The organism is Nonomuraea sp. LP-02, assembly GCF_036289125.1.
GTDB classification, from domain to species: Bacteria; Actinomycetota; Actinomycetes; order Streptosporangiales; family Streptosporangiaceae; genus Nonomuraea; species Nonomuraea bangladeshensis.
In genome coordinates, this window is record NZ_JAXCLK010000001.1 from 5,412,234 (window position 1) to 5,430,130 (window position 17,897).

18 protein-coding genes are annotated in these 17,897 nt (G+C 70.7%); 14 read left to right on the forward strand and 4 right to left on the reverse strand.

The window, feature by feature from the left end; translation table 11 throughout:
• Positions 1-232 precede the first annotated feature (232 nt).
• The 7 genes from SMD20_RS25045 to SMD20_RS25075 all read left to right on the forward strand — a co-directional run bounded on the left by SMD20_RS25045 (position 233) and on the right by SMD20_RS25075 (position 5,161).
• A complete protein-coding gene (locus SMD20_RS25045; protein ID WP_329585250.1) occupies positions 233-1,027 on the forward strand; it encodes a hypothetical protein in 795 nt (264 codons plus the stop codon).
• 64 nt (positions 1,028-1,091) lie between these two features.
• The gene (locus SMD20_RS25050) at positions 1,092-2,555 is read left to right on the forward strand and encodes a glutamate--cysteine ligase (RefSeq protein WP_329585252.1); all 1,464 of its coding nucleotides are present in this window, start codon (positions 1,092-1,094) and stop codon (positions 2,553-2,555) included.
• Positions 2,556-2,559: 4 nt separating this feature from the next.
• Positions 2,560-3,225, forward strand: a complete 666-nt coding sequence (locus SMD20_RS25055; protein WP_329585255.1) for a neutral zinc metallopeptidase — start codon at positions 2,560-2,562, stop codon at positions 3,223-3,225.
• 97 nt (positions 3,226-3,322) lie between these two features.
• Positions 3,323-3,580 (forward strand): WhiB family transcriptional regulator, encoded by a 258-nt coding sequence (locus SMD20_RS25060; RefSeq protein WP_329585258.1) that lies wholly within the window; start codon positions 3,323-3,325, stop codon positions 3,578-3,580.
• Between the two features lie 46 nt (positions 3,581-3,626).
• Positions 3,627-4,319 (forward strand): CPBP family intramembrane glutamic endopeptidase, encoded by a 693-nt coding sequence (locus tag SMD20_RS25065; RefSeq protein ID WP_329585260.1) that lies wholly within the window; start codon positions 3,627-3,629, stop codon positions 4,317-4,319.
• A 216-nt stretch (positions 4,320-4,535) separates the two neighbouring features.
• On the forward strand, positions 4,536-4,736 hold the full coding sequence (locus tag SMD20_RS25070) for a type II toxin-antitoxin system VapB family antitoxin (RefSeq protein ID WP_329585263.1): 201 nt from the start codon (positions 4,536-4,538) through the stop codon (positions 4,734-4,736).
• The gene (locus SMD20_RS25075) at positions 4,730-5,161 is read left to right on the forward strand and encodes a PIN domain nuclease (protein ID WP_329585265.1); all 432 of its coding nucleotides are present in this window, start codon (positions 4,730-4,732) and stop codon (positions 5,159-5,161) included. The genes SMD20_RS25070 and SMD20_RS25075 overlap by 7 nt, the downstream gene beginning before the upstream one ends.
• 19 nt (positions 5,162-5,180) lie before the next feature.
• On the opposite strand, the gene SMD20_RS25080 is transcribed toward SMD20_RS25075, so the two are convergent.
• Positions 5,181-5,900 carry a PIG-L deacetylase family protein gene (locus SMD20_RS25080; RefSeq protein ID WP_329585267.1) on the reverse strand — a complete coding sequence of 240 codons (720 nt, stop codon included), beginning with the start codon at positions 5,898-5,900 and terminating at the stop codon, positions 5,181-5,183.
• A 126-nt stretch (positions 5,901-6,026) separates the two neighbouring features.
• On the opposite strand from SMD20_RS25080, the gene pcrA reads away from it, so the two are divergent.
• Positions 6,027-8,264: a DNA helicase PcrA gene (gene pcrA, locus SMD20_RS25085; RefSeq protein WP_329592660.1), complete on the forward strand. Its 2,238-nt coding sequence runs from the start codon at positions 6,027-6,029 to the stop codon at positions 8,262-8,264.
• Positions 8,265-8,337: 73 nt separating this feature from the next.
• Here pcrA and SMD20_RS25090 read toward each other — a convergent pair whose 3' ends face one another.
• The 3 genes from SMD20_RS25090 to SMD20_RS25100 all read right to left on the reverse strand — a co-directional run bounded on the left by SMD20_RS25090 (position 8,338) and on the right by SMD20_RS25100 (position 11,292).
• On the reverse strand, positions 8,338-9,327 hold the full coding sequence (locus SMD20_RS25090) for a L,D-transpeptidase (RefSeq protein WP_329585269.1): 990 nt from the start codon (positions 9,325-9,327) through the stop codon (positions 8,338-8,340).
• Between the two features lie 121 nt (positions 9,328-9,448).
• Complete coding sequence (locus tag SMD20_RS25095) at positions 9,449-10,081, reverse strand: response regulator transcription factor (RefSeq protein ID WP_329585270.1); 633 nt, start codon at positions 10,079-10,081, stop codon at positions 9,449-9,451.
• Positions 10,078-11,292 (reverse strand): ATP-binding protein, encoded by a 1,215-nt coding sequence (locus tag SMD20_RS25100; protein WP_329585272.1) that lies wholly within the window; start codon positions 11,290-11,292, stop codon positions 10,078-10,080. The genes SMD20_RS25095 and SMD20_RS25100 overlap by 4 nt, the downstream gene beginning before the upstream one ends.
• A gap of 113 nt (positions 11,293-11,405) precedes the next feature.
• Between SMD20_RS25100 and SMD20_RS25105 the strand changes: the two genes are divergently transcribed.
• From SMD20_RS25105 to SMD20_RS25130, 6 genes are all read left to right on the forward strand, one after another.
• Positions 11,406-13,049, forward strand: a complete 1,644-nt coding sequence (locus SMD20_RS25105; RefSeq protein ID WP_329585275.1) for a PspC domain-containing protein — start codon at positions 11,406-11,408, stop codon at positions 13,047-13,049.
• Entirely contained in the window at positions 13,039-13,272 is a 234-nt protein-coding gene (locus SMD20_RS25110) for a hypothetical protein (RefSeq protein WP_329585277.1), read from the forward strand. The genes SMD20_RS25105 and SMD20_RS25110 overlap by 11 nt, the downstream gene beginning before the upstream one ends.
• Before the next feature lie 74 nt (positions 13,273-13,346).
• On the forward strand, positions 13,347-13,829 hold the full coding sequence (locus SMD20_RS25115; protein WP_329585280.1) for a (2Fe-2S)-binding protein: 483 nt from the start codon (positions 13,347-13,349) through the stop codon (positions 13,827-13,829).
• 20 nt (positions 13,830-13,849) lie between these two features.
• The gene (locus tag SMD20_RS25120; RefSeq protein ID WP_329592662.1) at positions 13,850-16,225 is read left to right on the forward strand and encodes a xanthine dehydrogenase family protein molybdopterin-binding subunit; all 2,376 of its coding nucleotides are present in this window, start codon (positions 13,850-13,852) and stop codon (positions 16,223-16,225) included.
• Complete coding sequence (locus tag SMD20_RS25125) at positions 16,222-17,076, forward strand: FAD binding domain-containing protein (RefSeq protein ID WP_329585283.1); 855 nt, start codon at positions 16,222-16,224, stop codon at positions 17,074-17,076. Before SMD20_RS25120 ends, SMD20_RS25125 begins: the two co-directional genes overlap by 4 nt.
• Before the next feature lie 93 nt (positions 17,077-17,169).
• Positions 17,170-17,895, forward strand: coding sequence for an SRPBCC family protein (locus SMD20_RS25130; RefSeq protein ID WP_329585285.1), 726 nt, complete (start codon positions 17,170-17,172; stop codon positions 17,893-17,895).
• The last annotated feature ends 2 nt before the right edge of the window (positions 17,896-17,897 follow it).

Here is a 17,897-nt window from a genome sequence, read left to right on the forward strand (position 1 = left end):
CCCCGTGCGTGCCGGGCGTTTCCGCCAGTGAAGCCTAGCCCGAAGCGCGCCCTGCCCAGGTCACCGGGTCGCGGTTCTCCCCTTGTGTGACGGTCATCTCACTTCCTGAACGCGACCGCCTGCACGAAATGCGCACCGAATCGGCACCGCCGTACGAGTGCGTCGAGATATGCTCGTGATCTTCGATTGACAGGATTCCCGGACCCCTCATTAACCGAATCAAGGGAATCCCATGAAGCGATTTCTCGCGGGCCTGGCCACGGCCTGCACCGCGACACTCGTGATCGCCGCGCCGGCCGCCCAGGCGGCCCCGATCGACCCGGTCAAGGCGCTGCGCAAGCAGTACGTGCCCGGTCACGGCGTGCGTTTCACCGAGACGGCCCGCACCACGGTCAACGGAAAGACCATGGCCAATGAGAAGTCGAGCGGCCGGCTCGCGTTCGGCAAGAGCGGCGTCGTCGGCGTCGACGTTTCCACCAAGAACCGCCGCAGCACGTCCCTCAGCCCTGACCGGCTGATCAGTGTGGGCGGCCACACGTACGTGCAGGGCGGCATCTACGGAAAGGATCTGCCCGAGGGCAAGAAGTGGCTGCGTTATTCCGACTCGCCCGCCGGCGCCACCATGAACCAGCCGGTCGACGTCTTCGAGCCGAAGGTGCTGAGGCTGCTGCTGACGAAGGCGAAGAGCTCCAAGGGCGGCACGTACAAGGGTGAGATCTCCTACAAGGACATCGCCAAGGCGTACGGGAGCAAGCTGACCGGCCCGGTCAGCAAGATCAAGGTGTCGTACGCGCTCGGCGTGAACGGCAAGGGGCTGATCACCCAGCTGCGGACCTCCTGGACGCTCGACTTCGGCGTGCTCGGCAAGACCGTCGGCGTCACCGAGACCCGCTACACCGGCTGGGGCTCCCGGGTGAGCGTCAAGGCTCCGGCCGAGAGCACGTGGGTGGACGCCAACGACCTCGGAGAGGACGCCTCCGTGCCGGAGGAGATCCCGCAGAGCGCCTTCGACGTGTACGCGTACTGAGCTTTCCCGCCGATCGGCGCGTCCCGCCTGTTCATGTGGCGCTCGGCATGCGACATTGCATGATATGGGCAGGGACGTGCCGGTCGTCGTGTTCAGCCGTGAGGACCGCAGGAAGTACCGCGAGAAGGTACGCCAGTGCCTCGACGTCTTCGCCCAGATGTTGCGCGAGTCCCGGTTCGAGCTCGAACGCCCGCTCGCGGGCCTGGAGATCGAGCTCAACCTCGTGGACGCGCGCGGCGAGGCCGCCATGTGCAACGCCGAGGTGCTGGCCGCCATCGCGCGCCCGGACTGGGCGACCGAGCTGGGCCAGTTCAACATCGAGATCAACGTCGAGCCGCAGGAGCTGGGCGGCGACGGGCCGCGGCGGCTGGAGGACGACGTACGCGCCCGGCTGAACCACGCCGAGGAGCGCGCCCGCTCGCTCGGCGGCCACCTGATGCTGGTCGGCATCCTCCCCACCCTGCGCGAGCGGGACGTCGAGGAGGGCTCGCTGTCGGCCAACCCCCGCTACCGGCTGCTGAACGAGCAGATCTTCGCCGCCCGCGGCGAGGACCTGCACCTGTGCATCGAGGGCACGGAACGCCTCGACACCCGCGCCGACAGCATCACGCCGGAGGCCGCCTGCACCAGCGTCCAGCTCCACCTGCAGGTCAGCCCCGAGTCGTTCGCCGCGCACTGGAACGCCGCGCAGGCGATCGCAGGCGCGCAGGTCGCCGTCGCGGCCAACTCGCCGTACCTGTTCGGCAAGGAGCTGCACCACGAGACCAGGATCGCGCTGTTCGAGCAGGCCACGGACACCCGGCCGACCGAGCTGAAGGCGCAGGGCGTACGGCCGCGCGTGTGGTTCGGCGAGCGGTGGATCACCAGCGTCTTCGACCTGTTCGAGGAGAACGTCACCTACTATCCCGCGCTGCTCCCCCTCTGCGCGGACGAGGACCCGCGCGCCGAGCTGGAGCAGGGCCGCATCCCCCAGCTGCACGAGCTGACCCTGCACAACGGCACGATCTACCGCTGGAACCGGCCCGTGTACGCGGTCGTGGACGGCCTGCCCCACCTGCGGGTGGAGAACCGCGTCCTGCCCGCCGGGCCCACCGTCGCCGACGTCGCCGCGAACGCCGCCTTCTACTACGGGCTGATGCGCGTGCTGCCGTACGACGAGCGGCCGATCTGGAGCCGGATGTCCTTCAGAACCGCCGAGGACAACCTGGCCGCCGCCGCCCGGCACGGCCTCGACGCGCGACTCTACTGGCCGGGACTCGGCGAGGTGCCCGCGTCGGAGCTGATCCTGCGCCGGCTGCTGCCGGCCGCCCACGAGGGGCTGGCCCTGTGGGGCGTGGACCGCCCGGTCGCCGACCGGCTGCTCGGCATCATCGAGGAACGCTGCCTGAGCGGCGTCACCGGCGCGGACTGGCAGGTACGGCGGGTACGCGCGGAGGGCGGCGACCGGCACGAGGCACTGCGGGCGATGACCCTGGACTACATCGGGCGTATGCATACGAATGAGCCCGTGCATACGTGGGAAGTCTGAGCCCGTGACCCGCGCTCCCCTCCGCTCCCTGCTCGCCCTGCTCGTCGTGGCGGGCTCCGTGCTGTCCTGCGGCCTGGCCCGGCCGCCGTCGATGAACCCGCCCGGCGACTCGCAGCAGGACGACACGTTCGAGGACGACGTCGTCTCGGCGCGGACGCTGACCGAGCAGTTCTGGAAGCAGCAGTTCACCCAGCTCGGCCGGACCTACCGGCCGATCAGCGAGTTCATCCCCTACTCCGGCTCCGCCGGGCCGAGCTGCGGCGGCCAGCCGGCCGTGCCCAACAACGCCTTCTACTGCCCGGTCGGCCACTTCATCGCCTTCGACCGGGACTGGATGGAGGGGCTGTGGAACGACATGGGCGACGGCTCGGTGTACGTGATCATCCCGCACGAGTTCGGCCACGCGGTCCAGGCCCAGCTCCGCTCGACGTTCCAGCTCAACGTCCAGGCCGAGCTGCAGGCCGACTGCTACGCGGGCGCCACCCTGTCGGGCCTGGTCGGCGGGGGCGCGCTGCGCGCGGAGCCTGGGGACGAGGACGAGCTGCTGCTGAGCCTGGAGGCGGCCGGCGACCCCACGGACGACTGGCTCGACCCGGCCGCGCACGGTACCGCCGAGCAGCGGCAGTCGGCCTTCGCCGAGGGGTACCGGAGCGGCGTGGGCGCCTGCTGACTCGGCGTTCCTGGCAGCGGAGGTCATCCCGGGGCGTATTCCCCCATCAACCCGGAGGATGATGTGGTCGATCATGTCGGAGCCGTACGGTGGGTCCATGCCACTGGAGGAGATCGGCTGGCTGCGCCGGGGGGCGTGCAGGTCCAGCGACCCTGACCTCTTCTTCCCGCTCGCCCCCTCACCGCAGCAGGAGGCGCGGGCCAAAGCGGTCTGCGCGAGCTGCCAGGTGCTGGAGGAGTGCCGCGCGTACGCGTTACGAGCAGGCGAGCCGGACGGCATCTGGGGCGGCCTGACGCCGCAGGAGCGCCGCCGCTCCCGCTTCCCGGCCGGCTGGCGGGACTCCGCCGCCTCCTGACCCCACGGGACCGCCGGGCGGGCGGGGGCCGACGTAGCCTGCAGAGGTGATCCTCCGCTCCGTCGCCGTGCTGGCCGCCGCCAATGTCATGAACAACAAGGTCGCCCCCCGCCTGGGCCCGCTCACCTCCGCCCTCGCCACCGCCGCCCTGGTGGCGATGGCCCGCAGGTCGGGCGCCACGTGGGAGGAGATGGGGTTCGAGCACGGCCGGCGGGGCGCGGTCACGGGCGGCGTCCTGGCGGGAGCCGTGGCCGCCGTCTACACCGCCGGCGTCGCGCTGCCCCGCACCAGGCCGCTCTTCCACGACGAGCGCGCCCTGTCGCTGTCACGCGCCCGCCTGCTGGAGGAGGCCCTGGTCCAGGTGCCGCTGGCCACGGTCCTGCTGGAGGAGGTCGGCTTCCGTGGCGCCCTGTACGCCATGCTGCGCCGCCGGCACGGCACGGGGGCGGCCACGGCGCTCTCCTCGGCCCTGTTCGGCCTGTGGCACATCCTCCCGGCCGTCGACATGGCCCGCGCCAACCCGGCGCTCGGCGCCCTGACGGCCGGCGAGTCGCCCGCGCGGCTCGACACCGCGCGGGTGGTGGCGGGGAGCGTGGTGTCGACGGCGGCGGCGGGCGTGCTCTTCTGCGAACTGCGGCGCCGTCGTGGCCTGCTGGCTCCCGTCATGCTGCATCTGTCCACGAACTCGCTTGGCTACTTTTTCGCCCGGATCGCAGCGAAAAAGGACGACAAAAAATGATTGCTTGCTCAGTGGGTCCGCACCCCCTCTGAGAAGGAAGATCCTTGCCTCGCAGGACGAGGATCCTGCACTGCCGTTGGACCGCTCCAAAATTTCGTCATGTCAATGCTCTACCTTCCGTGAGCGCGCTTCCCACGGCCGGTGCCGCCGGAGGGAAGCGCGTATATCAAGATCACCATTTCTGATATAACATGGAGGGTACGGAGGTGATGCCGCATGCGCACGGTCATCGACATCGACAAGGAGCTTCTGGAAGCGGCCCAGCACGAGCTGGGCACGTCGACGATGAAGGAAACGGTCAACGCTGCCCTGCAGGAGATCGCCGGTCGGGCAAAGCGTCGCGAGGCCTTCGAGTACTTGTGTTCCCGGGACAATACGGAACTACTGGACCCGGAGTTCATGAAGCAGGCGTGGTAGCCACAGGCGTGGTCTATCTGATCGACAAGAGCGCGCTGGCTCGCATGCCGCACCCTGCAGTGCGCCGCTCGCTCGAACCACTCATCCTCGACAAGACACTGGCGATCTGCGAGGTCACACAGATAGAGATGCTCTTCAGCGCGCGCGACTCGCGAAGCTACGAGCTGGAGGCCGAACATCTGCGTGAGGGCTTCCGGCTCCTGTCGGTCTCGGCGAGCGAGGTGGCGGCACGCGCGCTGGACGTCCAGGCGATGCTGGCGCGCAAGTCGCAGCACCGCGGCGTCGGGGTGCGCGATCTGCTGATCGCCGCCTGCGCCGAGGTGCACAGGGCGACGGTGCTGCACTACGACCGCGACTTCGACCTCATCGCCGAGGTGACCGGGCAGCCCGCGCTCTGGGTGGCGCCGCCCGGCTCCATCCCCTGAGCCACCGCACGCGGGTGGGTCAGGCCGTGGGGACGACCTGGAACGCCTCCGCGTAGCGGCCCGCGCCGAAACCGGCCTGCTCGCCCCAGGCCGCGAAGCGGCTCTTGACCCCCTCCGCGAACCCCTCAACATGCGCCACCTGGCTCACGTGCGACAGCAGGGCCGCGAGCTTGCGGTCGATGACGTCGGTGACGTCCACGTAATGGTCGGGCGCGGGCCCGCCGGTCAGCCAGACCTCGCGGACCGTCCACGCCTCCAGCCCCTCCTCCAGCAGCAGCTCGGGGAAGGCGTACGGGTTGCGGGCGTCGGGATAGACGGCGTCCAGGGCGGCGCCGCCGACGGCCCGGTGGTCGGGGTGGCTCGGGGCGATGAACCGGTAGTTGCGGTCGGGGTGGTGGGTCACCACCAGGTCGGGACGCACCTGCCGGATCACGCGGGCGATGGAACGCCGCAGCTCCAGCGACGGCACCACCTGGCCGTCGGGGTAGCCGAGGAAACGGACGTCGGTGACGCCCACGGCCTTCGCCGCGGCGCGCTGCTCGGTCCGCCGCAGCTCGGCCATCCCCGTGTTGTCCAGCGTGCGCTCGTTGCCGCCCGCGTCGCCGTCGGTCACCAGCAGGTACGTGACCTCGACCCCCCGGTCCACGAAGAGCGCCGCGCTCCCGGCCGCGCCGAAGTCGACGTCGTCGGGATGCGCGGTCACGTACAGCACCCGGTTGATCTCGGCCTGCGGCAGCATGACTCCCCTTTCGAACGGTGTTCTTGAGGGAGAACCGGCGCCCGGCGGATCGCATTCCGGGCGCCGTTTGTCGGTGGAGCGTCTTAACCTAGGTAGGTGCCGACCCAAGTCTCTGTTGACCACCCCTTGCTCGACGGCCTCAACCCGCAGCAGCGGGAGGCCGTGATCCATCACGGCAGCCCTCTGCTCATCGTGGCGGGAGCGGGGTCGGGGAAGACTCGGGTGCTCACCCACCGCATCGCCTACCTGCTGGCCGAGCGTGACGTGCATCCGGGCGAGATCCTGGCGATCACGTTCACCAACAAGGCCGCCAAGGAGATGAAGGAGCGCATCGACAAGCTCATCGGGCCGCGCTCGCGGGCCATGTGGGTGATGACGTTCCACAGCGCGTGCATGCGCATCCTGCGGCGGGAGGCCAAGCGGCTCGGGTTCCCGTCCACGTTCTCCATCTACGACCAGGCCGACTCGCAGCGGCTCATGGCGATGGTCTGCCGCGAGATGGACCTCGACCCCAAGCGCTACCCGCCGCGCTCGTTCTCCGCGCAGGTCAGCAACTTCAAGAACGAGCTGATCGACTACGAGAGCGCGATCGACCGGGCCGGCTCGCACCTGGAGAAGACGCTCGCGCAGGCCTACAAGTCCTACCAGCTCAAGCTCACCGAGGCCGGGGCGATGGACTTCGACGACATCATCATGAACACGGTGACGTTGTTCCAGCTCTTCCCCGACGTGGCCGAGCACTACCGCATGCGGTTCAGGCACGTGCTGGTCGACGAATACCAGGACACCAACCACGCCCAGTACATCCTGATCAGGGAGCTGGTCGGCCACCCCGAGCTGCGCACCTCCGACGGCGAGCAGGTGCGCTCCGGCACCAGCCAGTCCGAGCTGTGCGTGGTCGGCGACGCCGACCAGTCGATCTACGCCTTCCGCGGCGCGACGATCCGCAACATCCTGGAGTTCGAGCGCGACTACCCCGACGCCCGCACGATCCTGCTGGAGCAGAACTACCGCTCGACCCAGAACATCCTGGCCGCGGCCAACGCCGTCATCTCCCGCAACGAGTCGCGCAAGCCGAAGAACCTCTGGTCCGACCAGGGCGACGGCCCCAAGATCGTCGGCTACGTCGCCGACAACGAGCACGACGAGGCCATGTTCGTGGCCCAGGAGGTCGACCGGCTGAGCGACGAGGAGGGCGTCAGGCCGGGCGACGTGGCGGTCTTCTACCGCACCAACGCGGCCTCCCGTGTGTTCGAGGAGATCTTCATCCGCACCGGGCTGCCCTACAAGGTGGTCGGGGGCGTGCGCTTCTACGAGCGCAAGGAGGTCAAGGACCTGCTGGCCTACCTGCGGGTGCTGGCCAACCCCAGCGACGTCGTGTCCCTGCGGCGCATTCTCAACGTGCCCAAGCGGGGCATCGGCGAGCGGGCCGAGGCGATGGTCGAGGCGCTGGCGGCGCGCGAGCGCATCACCTACTGGGAGGCGCTGCGGCGGGCCGACGAGGCCTACGGCATGGCCACGCGCTCGCTCAACGCGGTGCGTGAGTTCGTCGCGATGCTGGAGGAGCTGATCGCCAAGGCCGAGGGCGTGCCGCCGTCGGCGCTGGCCGAGGAGGTGCTGGTGGCCACCGGCTACCGCGCCGAGCTGGAGGCGTCCGAGGACCCTCAGGACGAGTCCCGCCTGGAGAACCTCAACGAGCTGATCTCCGTGGCCTCCGAGTTCGAGGAGGCCAACCCGGAGGGCACGCTGGTGGAGTTCCTGGAGCAGGTCTCGCTGGTGGCCGACGCCGACCAGATCCCCGAGGCCGACGGCGGGCAGGGGGTCGTCACGCTGATGACCCTGCACACCGCCAAGGGCCTGGAGTTCCCTGTGGTGTTCCTGACGGCGATGGAGGACGGCGTGTTCCCGCACGTCCGGTCGCTGGGCGAGCCGAAGGAGCTGGAGGAGGAGCGGCGGCTGGCCTACGTCGGCATCACCCGGGCGCAGCAGCGGCTCTACCTGACGCGGGCGGCCGTACGCAGCTCGTGGGGGGCGCCGGCGTTCAATCCGGCCTCGCGCTTCGTCAACGAGGTGCCGGGCACGCTCATCGACTGGCGCACCGACCCGGAGAAGTCGGCGTGGAGCGCCGCCACCCGCAGGGAGCCCGCGGCGCGGCCGGCGCCGGCCAGGGGCGGCGCGGCGGGCGCGGGCGGGCGCAAGGTGCCGTCGCTGACGCCCGGCGACCGGGTGACGCACGACCAGTTCGGCCTCGGCACGGTGGTGTCGGTCGACGGCGTGGCGGAGAAGACCAAGGTCAAGGTCGACTTCGGCAGCGGCGGGGAGAAGACGTTGCTGCTGGCGTACGCGCCGCTGGAGAAGTTGTAGGGGCACCGACACGAAGGCGCGCCGCCGGCGTCCAGGATCTGCCGGCGGCGCGCCTTCACGCGTACGGGAAGCTCTACTTCAGGGCGCTGCCCTTCTTCCACTGGCTGTAGCTGAGCTGCCAGTAGCTCCAGCCGTTGTTCCACTGCAGCTTGCGCTTGGTGCCGGTGATCTTCACCACGTCGCCGCGCTGGGCGATGGTGTAGAACCACTTGGAGCCCTCGGGGGTGGCGCGGACGCAGCCGTGGCTCTGGTTGGAGCGGCCGAGATACTGGTAGTAGCCGGCGCTCTGGTGGACGTACTCACCGCTGTCGGAGATCCGCACGGCCCAGGGGATCTCCTCCTTGTAGTAGCGCGGGTCCTTAGGGTCCGTCACGCCCATCCAGGAGGAGGTCATCGTCTCGACGGCCTTCTTGCCCATGGTGAGGTGGGTGCCGCTGGTGGTGAGGTAGACGTCCACGCCGTTGCGCACCAGGCCGCCGCGGCCGGCGCTGATCGGGATCTTCTTCGCCAGCTTGCCGTTGCGGTAGACCTTCATGACGTGCTTGCGCGTGTCGACGTGGGAGATGTTCTGGGCGCCGACGGCGAAGCGGCGGGAGACGTTCTTGCCGCCGGTGTTGCCGGGCAGCTCGGACAGCCGCGCGGTGAAGAGCACCTTCTGGTACGGCTTCCAGTACGCCTTCGTCCGATAAATGATCTTGCGGGCCGACACCCACCGCCAGGCGCCCTCGTTGGGCTTGTCGGACTCCACCTGCAGCAGGGCCTCGACCGTGGCGCGGTCCTTGGTCTTCACGTCACGGTCGAACGTGACGATGATCGGGAAACCGACGCCCACCTTCTCGGTCTTCTCCCCCATCGGGGTGATGTCCGCGATGCCCAGCTTGATCTTGGCCGTGGTCGTGGGGGTGGGCGACGGGGTGGTGGTGGCCGCGACCGGGGCGACGGCGGCCTGGCCCTGGGGGGCGGCCGTCGGGCGGGCTTGCGGGATGGGGGCGGTCTCCGCCGCACAGGCCGTCGCGACGACCAGGGCGAACAGAGCCGGAAGCATCCGGGTGACGCGCTTCAAGGGGGTTACTCCTGGACTAAGTGCTCATTCGGTACCTCTCTGTGTGACAAACGAGACGCCTGATTCGTAGGCAGCTAGCCGATAACTATCCTGTAACGGTCCAAACCCGGCCGAATCGGCCTTAGACCAGGCGGCGGGCGGTGGCCCAGCGGGACAGCTCGTGGCGGTTGGAGAGCTGGAGCTTGCGCAGCACGGACGACACGTGCGTCTCCACGGTCTTCACCGAGATGAACAGCTCCTTCGCGATCTCCTTGTACGCGTAACCCCGCGCGATCAGCCGCAGCACCTCCCGCTCGCGCTGGGTCAGCGAGTCGAGCTCCGGGTCGATCGAGGGCGCCTCGGAGGAGGCGAACGCGTCCAGCACGAACCCGGCCAGCCGCGGCGAGAACACCGCGTCGCCCTCGGCCACCCGGCGGACGGCGTCGGTCAGCTCCTTGCCGCTGATGTTCTTGGTGACGTAGCCGCGGGCGCCGCCCCGGATGACGCCGATGACGTCCTCGGCGGCGTCGGAGACCGACAGCGCGAGGAAGCGGACCGGCGAGCCGGCGCCCAGCACCCGGCGCAGCACCTCCTGGCCGCCGCCGCCCGGCATGTGGACGTCCAGCAGGACGACGTCCGGCTGCAGCTCGGCGATCGCCTTGACGGCCGACTCGACGTCCTCGGCCTCCCCCACGACCTCGATCGAGTCGCCGAGCTCGGCGCGTACGCCCGAGCGGAAGAGCCGGTGATCGTCGACGATCAGCACCCGCGTCATACTTTCTCCACCTTCATGGTCAACATCACTTCCGTGCCCTCGCCCGGTTCTGTGCGGATCCGGGCGGAGCCGCCGTGGCGTTCCATTCTTCCGATGATGGACTCCCTGATCCCCATCCGGTCCAGGGGGACCGCGTCGAGATCGAAGCCCTTGCCCCGATCCTTCACGAAAACGGCCACTTCTTCACCCTCGACTTCGGCGTACACCGAGATGGAGTCGCTCTCGCTGTACTTGGCCGCGTTGACCATGGCCTGGCGGGCCGCCTTCATCATGGCCGCGAGCCGGCCGCCCGAGTCGAACGGCACGTCACCGACGCACACCACCTCGATCGGCACGCCGTGCGCGTCCTCCTCCTCGGCCGCGATCCTGCGCACGGCCGCCGCCACCGTCGCGTCGGCGTCCTGGGCCGGCTGGTAGAGCCAGTTGCGCAGGTCGCGCTCCTGCGAGCGGGCCAGGCGGGTGACCTCGCGCGGGTCGTGCGCGACGCGCTGGATCAGCGTCAGGGTGTGCAGCACCGAGTCGTGCACCATGGCGGCGACCTCGGCGCGCTCCTCCTGCCTGATGCGCTCGCGCCGTTCGAGCTGGAGCTCCTTCCACAGGCCGGCCAGCCAGGGCGCCGCGATGACCGCCAGGCCGCCGACCACCACGACGGTGAACAGCAGCCCCTGCTGGGCCTGGGCCAGCTCGCCCTGCCAGTAGAGGAACCCGATCGCGCCGATCACCACCAGCCCCACGCCGAGCAGCGTGCGCACGCGGTTCTTCCTGATGCTGAGCGTCGCCCCGCTCATCCAGCTCCGGCGGCGCTCCGGGTCGGCCTGCTGCCACAGGATCAGCGCGCCGATCCCGCCCGCGGCGAACGGCAACATGCCGATGCCGCCCGCCGACGCCCCGGTCAGCCAGCCGAACGCGGCCAGCGCCACCCCGATCGCAGTGAACGCGGCGAGCTGGCTCCAGTCACGCTGCGGCGGCGGCCCTTCGTGAGGCTGACGCGGCGTGACCATCCACAGCACGGCGTAGGCCACCATGCCGACCCCGTCCACCACGCTGAGCAGCACGAACATCAGCCTGATCACCACGGGATCGAGCTTGAGCTGCGCGGCCAGTCCCTGGGCCACCCCGCCGAGCAGGCGGCCCTCCATCGGGCGCATCATCCGCCGGAACGGCGCTTTTTCGCCGGTGCCCGGCTCGGCGAGTGTCTTCTGGTCAGCCATAACACCGTCATCGTCACATGTAAGGGGCGGACCGGGCATCAGGGAACGACCCCCGGGTCGGATCAGGGGTCTCCCGGATGCGAGCGGTGCGCCGGTGGGGCCACGATGGTGGCATGACAGAAGCTCCGCCCAGGGATCCGGCCGCTCCCCCCACCGTACTGCGACGCAGCGGCGAGGGGCGCATCTTCATGGGGGTGTGCGCGGGGCTGGGCCGCCACACCGGGATCGACCCGGTGGTGTTCCGGGTGGCCTTCGCCGTGCTGCTGCTCGGCTCGGGCGTGGGGCTTTTCTTGTATATCGCGGCGTTCCTGTTGATGAAGGAGCCGAACGGGAGCCCGGGCATCATCGAGCAGTGGACGCGGCGCGACTTCGACGCCGAGACCGTGCTGGCGTTGCTGACGGCGGTGCTCGGGTTCGGGCTGGGGCTCAACCTGGCGACGATCTGGATCGACGCGGGGACGCTCGTGGTGGGCGTGTTCCTGGCGGTGTCGCTGCTGGCCGCGCACGCCAACGGGGTCGATCTGCTGGGGCTGGCCCGGTCGATGCCGGAGCGGCTGAGGCAGCGGCCGCGGGCCGGGCAGCCCGCGCCCACGTACGCGAGCCCGCAGCCCACGCCCCCGGTCCGCCCGGCTCCCCACCCGACGCCCACCATGCCCTCGGCGCCGGCCGCACACTTCGCCCCCGCGGCACCAACGGCACCCGCGACGTCCGCGCCCTCGACGGTTGAGGCGCCCGCGAACGGCCCTCGCTCGAACGAGACGGGCCGGAGCGAGACGGACCGGGACGAAATCGGCAGGGACGATGCGGTGACGGCGGAGCACCCCGTGCCGCCCTACGAGCCGGCCGCGCGCGAGTCCGGGCAGGAGCCGGTCCCGCACGAGGACGGCCACGAGCCCGTCGCGCACGAGGACGGGCCCGAGGGGATCGGGCGGCAGGAGGCCGGGCAGCGGTCGCCCGAGGACGAGCCGGCCGCGTACCGGCCGCGGACCGCGGTCGCCTACGGCGAGCCGTTCGCGCCCAACGGCCCCTACCGGCCCCTCGACCCCGCCAGGCGCGCCGGCGCCGGCGGCTACTCCTCGCCGTACGACCCGGCCCTGTACGCCCGCCCGACGCCCCGGCGTCCGAAGCGCGCGCCCCGCCCCAAGTCGTTCATCGGCGTCATCACCATCCTGCTCGCCATCATCATTGGAGGGATCGTCGTGGCGGTCCAGACCAGGTCCGCCGCCGGCGTGAGCCCGACCATCGTCGGCGGCGCGATGCTCATCACCATCGGCGCCGGCCTCCTGGTCGCGACCTGGTGGGGCCGCGGCGCCGGGCTGGTCGCCGCCGGCGTCGCGGTGGCGCTCGCGGTGAGCACCGGCCTCGCGCTGGGCGGACTGCCACGTAATTTCGGCCCGTCCGAGTGGGCGCCGAGCACGCTGAGCGAGCTGGCCGCGGTCCCCGTGTACGACGTCGGCGCAGGCCAGGGCCTGCTGGACCTGTCGGAGCTGAAGCTGCCCCCGGGCACGACCGCGTCCGTCGAGGCCAGGATCTCAATGGGCGAGCTGGAGGTGATCGTGCCGCCCACGGTGCGGCTGGAGCTGCACGCCAGCAACCGGGTCGGCGACATCCGCATCGACCAGCGGATCCACGGCGGCGTGAACGTCCGCGTGAACCAGGTGCTGGAGCCGGAGACGAAGCCGGAGGGCAAGGTCTCGACCATCGTGCTCGACCTGAAGGGCGGGCTCGGCGACATGGAGGTGCGGCGTGCCGCGTGAGACGGGGCCGTGGGACGGCGTAGCGTACGAGGTGGAGCGGCCCCGGCGGGTGCATCGTACGGACTGGATGGCGCTGCTGAGCGGCGTGCTCTTCGTCGTGCTCGGGATCTTGGTGGTGACCCGTGCGCTCACGGATGCCCTGGTCCTGATGGGTGTCCTGGTGCTCGGTCTGGCCTTCGCGGGCCTCGTGGCGGTCGTTGCGAGGGCGGTCCGCGGTAAGTGACCCTTGACCGGGCGTAACACGAGCGTAATTTCGGGTGTGTCCGCCATTCCCCCGCTCCTTGAGAGGGAGGACGTATGCCCCGCATCTCCGTCATCGTGGACGGAATCACCTACGAAGAGGACGTCGAGCCGCGACTGCTGCTCGTCCATCTGCTCAGAGAACGCCTGGGCAAGACCGGCACCCCGGTCGGCTGCGACACCAGCAACTGCGGCGCCTGCACAGTCATGCTGGACGGCAAGAGCGTCAAGAGCTGCTCGGTGCTGGCCGTACAGGCCGACGGCTGCGAGGTCGTCACCATCGAGGGCCTCGGCACGGCCGGCTCGATGCACCCGATGCAGCGGGCCTTCCACGAAGAGCACGCACTGCAGTGCGGCTACTGCACCCCCGGCATGGTCATGGCGGCCATCGACCTGCTCCGGGACGACCCGGACCCGTCGGAGGACGCCATCAGGCAGGGGCTTGAGGGCAACCTGTGCCGCTGCACCGGCTACTGCAACATCGTCCGCGCGGTACGCCGGGGAGCCCAGGAGATGGGTCAGGCGGTGAGCACGCCGTGAGCGAGCTGGACACCGGCGCGGTGGCCGAGCAGATAGCGGAGAGCGACCAGATCAACGAGCCGGCGGCCACGCCGGAGCTGGGCCGGCCACGGCGGCGCAAGGAGGACGCGCGGCTGCTGACGGGGCGTACGCGGTGGACGGACAACCTGACCCGTCCCGGCCTGCTGCACGTGGTCTTCCTGCGCAGCCCGATGGCGCACGCCAGGATCACCCGGGTGGACGTGTCGGGGGCGCGCGGGCTGCCCGGGGTCGTGGCGGCCTTCAGCGGCCAGGACTTCGCGGACGAGCAGGGCAGCCTGCCGTGCGCGTGGCCGGTCAGCGAGGACATCGTCATCCCCGACCATCCGCCGATGGCGGTCTCCGAGGTCCGGTACGTCGGCGAGGCCGTGGCCTGCGTGATCGCCACCGACCGGTACAAGGCGACCGACGCGCTGGAGGCCATCGAGGCCGACTACGAGCCGCTGCCCGCGGTGCTCGACATGGAGGAGGCCCTGACCGACGGCAGCCCGAAGGTGCACGAGGCGGGCAACAAGGCGTTCAGCACGAAGATCGTCTCGGGTGACGTCGAGGCGGCCTTCCGTGACGCGCCGGTCGTCATCGAACGCACCTTCCGCCAGCAGCGGCTCATCCCGAGCGCCATGGAGCCGCGGGCGGTGCTCGCCGACACCGACGGCGACACGTTCACCATGTGGACCTCCACGCAGATCCCGCACGTCCTGCGGGTGATGCTGGCGGTGGTGACCGGCATCCCCGAGCACCGGCTGCGGGTGGTCGCGCCCGACGTCGGCGGCGGGTTCGGCTCGAAGCTGCAGGTGACGGCCGAGGAGGTGCTCTGCCTGCTGCTGGCCCGCAGGCTCGGCAAGGCGGTCAAGTGGACCGAGAGCCGCTCGGAGGGCAACCTGACCGTGCACCACGGGCGGGACCAGCTCCAGCGCCTGCGGCTGGCCGCCGACGCCGACGGGCGGCTGCGCGGGCTCCGGGTGGATCTGCTGGCCGACATGGGCGCGTACCTGATGCTGGTCACGCCGGGCGTGCCGATGCTGGGCGCGGCCATGTTCAACGCCATCTACAAGATGGACGCCTACGAGTTCGCCTGCACCGGCGTGTTCACCACCAAGATGCCGACCGACGCCTACCGGGGCGCGGGGCGGCCGGAGGCGACGTTCGGCATCGAGCGCATGATGGACGAGCTCGCCGCCGAGCTGGGCGTGGACCCGCTGGAAGTGCGCCGGCGCAACTGGATCAGGCACGAGGAGTTCCCGTACACCACGATCGCGGGGCTCACCTACGACTCCGGCAACTACGAGGCGGCGACGGACAAGGCGCTGTCGATGTTCGGCTACGACAAGCTGCGCGCCGAACAGGCCGACCGGCGGGACCGGGGCGACCCGGTGCAGCTCGGCATCGGCGTCAGCACCTACACCGAGATGTGCGGGCTGGCGCCGTCCCGGCTGCTCGGCGAGTCGAACTACGGCGCGGGCGGCTGGGAGCACGGCTCGATCCGCATGCTGCCGACGGGCAAGGTCGAGGTCATCACCGGCACCAGCCCGCACGGGCAGGGCCACGTGACGTCGTGGAGCCAGATCGTGGCCGACTCGCTCGGCGTGCCGTTCGAGGACGTCACGGTGCTGCACGGCGACACGGCGATCTCCCACAAGGGCATGGACACCTACGGCTCGCGCTCGCTCGTGGTGGGCGGCATCGCCGTGCTGAGGGCGTGCGACAAGGTCAAGGACAAGGCCCGTACGCTGGCCGCGCACCTGCTGGAGTGCTCGCCCGACGACCTGGAGTTCGCCGGGGGCGCGTTCAAGGTGCGGGGCACGGACGCGCAGCGGACCATCCAGGAGCTCGCCTACGCCGCGTTCACGGCCCACGACCTGCCCGAGGGCGTGGAGGCGCGGCTGGACGCCGACGCCACGTTCGACCCGGACAACTACTCCTTCCCGCACGGCACCCACCTGTGCGCGGTGGAGGTGGACACCGAGACGGGCAAGGTGCGGATCCGCTCGTACGTGGCGGTGGACGACGTCGGCAAGGTGGTGAACCCGCTCATCGTGGAGGGCCAGGTGCACGGCGGCATCGCGCAGGGCGTCGCGCAGGCCCTGTACGAGGAGGCCGTCTACGACGCCGACGGCAACCTGCTCACCACGACGATGGCCGACTACCTGCTGCCGTCGGCGGCCGACCTGCCGGCGTTCCAGCTCGACCGGACCGAGACCCCGGCCACCAGCAATCCCCTCGGCGTCAAGGGCGTCGGCGAGGCGGGCACGATCGCCTCGACCCCGGCCGTGGTGAACGCCATCGTGGACGCGCTGCGCCCGTCCGGCGTGCGCGACGTCGAGATGCCGTGCACGCCGGAGCGGGTGTGGCGGGCACTGGAAGGAGCGCGCCGATGATTCCCGCGCAGTTCGAGTACGTGCGCCCGGACTCGCTGGCCGAGGCGTCGCAGGTCCTCGCCGCCGACGAGGACGCGAAGGTGCTGGCCGGCGGGCAGTCGCTGCTGCCGCTGTTGCGGCTGCGGCTGGCGTACCCGTCGAAGCTGGTGGACGTGGGGCGGCTGGCGGAGCTGCGGGGCGTGCACGACCGCGGCGACCACGTCTACATCGGCGCGCTGACCACGCACGACGAGGTGATGCGCTCCGAGGTGGTCAACGACGGCTGCCCGCTGGTGGCGATGGCCACCGCCCATGTGGCGGATCCGGCGATCCGGCACCGGGGCACGTTCGGCGGCTCGCTGGCGCACGCCGATCCGGCGGGCGACCTGCCCGCGGTGGTGCTGGCGCTCGACGGCGTGTTCGTGGCGAGCTCGGCACAGGGCGAGCGGGAGATCCCGGCCGCCGAGTTCTTCGTCGACTATCTGGAGAACGCCCTCGACGCCGGCGAGATCCTGACCGGGGTCAGGATCCCGAAGCTGGGGGCGGGCTGGGGCTTCCACTACGAGAAGTTCCACCGTACGGCGCAGGCGTGGGCCATCGTCGGCGTCGCGGCGGCGGTCAGGCGGTCGAACGGCTCGATCACCGAGGCCAGGATCGGGCTGACGAACATGGGCTCGACGCCGGTCCGGGCCCGCGCGGCCGAGGCGGCCCTCCAGGGCGTGGAGCTCGGCGACGGGCTGCGGCAGGCCTGCGCGGAGGCGGCGGCGGACACCGATCCGCCGGCCGACCTCCACGGTCAGCCGGACTACCGCAGGCACCTGGCCAGGGTGCTGACTCATCGGGCGGTGCGCGCCGCCACGGGCGCGCCCTGACCGGCCTGTCCGGATGACCTGGCGGGGGCGTCTCTTCCGGGGCGCCCCCGCCGCGTCGTAGTGTCGGGAACCATCGGCAGAAGGAGCGGATCGATGGCGATGCGGTTCGAGCACGAGTTCACTGTTCCGGTTCCGGTCGAGCAGGCGTGGGCCGTGCTGCTCGACGTCGAGCGGATCGCCCCCTGCCTGCCCGGGGCCACGCTCGACATCTACGAGGGTGACGAGTTCACCGGCAGGATGAAGGTCAAGGTCGGCCCGATCACCGTCACCTATCGGGGCTCGGCCAGGTTCGAGGACGTGGACAAGGACTCCCGCTCGCTCACCATCCAGGCGTCGGGCAAGGAGGCCCGCGGCTCCGGCACGGCCTCGGCCACCGTCAAGGCCCGGCTGACGCCGCGCGAGGAGTCGACGGCGGTGACCGTGGAGACGACGTTCAACGTGACGGGGCGGCCCGCGCAGTTCGGCCGCGGGGTGATGGCGGAGGTGGGCTCGCGGCTGCTGGACAGGTTCGCCGCCAACCTCGCCGAGCTGCTGTCCGAGCCGAGAGAGCAGCCCCAGGTCCAGGAGCAGCCCGCCGAGGAGCAGCCGAAGGAGGAGGAGGAGCGGCACCTGACGGCCGTGCCCACTCCCGTGCCCGCTCCCGAGCCGGCGCCGCCCCACGCCCAGGGCACGGTGCGCACCTCGCGCTCCCCCGACGAGGAGGCGCTCGACCTGCTGGAGATCGCCGGACAGCCGGTGCTCAAACGGCTGGCGCCGGTGGCGGGCGCGCTCGCGGTTCTGCTGATCGTCATCTGGGTCGTCCGTCGCCTGCGGCGCTGATT